We start from the raw sequence: 1,074 nt of genomic DNA, 5'->3' as shown, positions 1-1,074 counted from the left end.
CCGCCCGCCGCCGCGGCGCCGGCCGGCTCGGCGCCCTCGGCCACGCCGTAGAGCCTCATGCGGGCCTCGACGCCGGCGATGAGCTCGTTGCGGGCCCAGATGCAGTAGTTCCTGATGGCGGTATCGTTCATGGCTATCAATCCTGAGTTTAAGAAATGAATTGGTCGCTGATCGGTATATACGGAGATGAATTGCTTGGGCTACATTGTCGAAAAAACAAGGACAAACGCGCCCCACAGTCCTCATGACCGATTAATCAAACTTGGCTAGAGAAGCGGATGACGTTTGAAATCCCAAGAGGTTTCGAACGAATCCCAGTCGCTTTTTGATAGTTCGCGGCACGAGTCAACCGTAGCGTTAACCGACGGTTCAAGATCTTCATTTTGAATGATCGGGTAGGTTGCGATTTGGCCTACCTCAAAGTTGAGCGTCGGCGAGAGCATGCTTGCGACGCGCATAATCACAGAGCTGTTGCACGCGCCCTGCAAGTATTTGAGTAATTCGGCATCACTAAAAACGCTCGTACCCGCGACATCAAAGACGTGTCCCGCCGGCTTAAAACGGAATGCGATTGATCCACTCGAAATCTTCGACCAAGTAATCGACGGCTTAAAGAAGCAGTTCGTATTCTGCGGCCTGGAAAGCAGCTTCCCATTCTCGTCTTTGTAGTTACGAATCTCTTCTCCGTCATGCTCCCAATTAACAACCGAACTGTTATTTCCGTACCATTTGCGGAAATCACCACCCTTATTGTAGGGGAACCACTTGCAAGCACTGGAAACAGATTCCTCCAACGAACAGCAGGAATAGGAACTCTTTTGGTCGTCGACTTCCCACCATTCGCGGACAAAACGTGCGTTCTCTCCAGTTTGGAGCCCGACGCGTGGCGTCGCGAAGTCTTTTAGTTTTTTGCTAGTAGCAAAGTTGTCGAGCAGGGCGTCACTAGCCCAGTAGGCGATGGGGGTGCCGGGGATCTGCTTGAAGGTCTCGGCGTCGCGGCGGTAGAACCAGCCGCAGCCGGGGTTTTTGATCGCCTCGAGGGCCTTCTGGCGCTTGGCCTCGCTGCCGTTGATG

Annotated in this window: 1 protein-coding gene; it reads right to left on the bottom strand. The window is 53.8% G+C overall.

What is annotated here, in order from left to right:
* Window positions 1-266: 266 nt before the first annotated feature.
* Window positions 267-1,074, bottom strand: an 808-nt coding sequence (locus tag ACTQZF_RS09170) for a hypothetical protein (protein ID WP_441555105.1), incomplete at its 5' end; no start/stop codon positions are given.

It is taken from the genome of Collinsella sp. LCP19S3_H3 (genome assembly GCF_052119145.1).
In the GTDB taxonomy this organism is placed as follows: domain Bacteria; phylum Actinomycetota; class Coriobacteriia; order Coriobacteriales; family Coriobacteriaceae; genus Collinsella.
The sequence above is the reverse complement of the archived record's forward strand: the minus strand, read 5'-3'. Positions and strand labels throughout refer to the sequence as shown.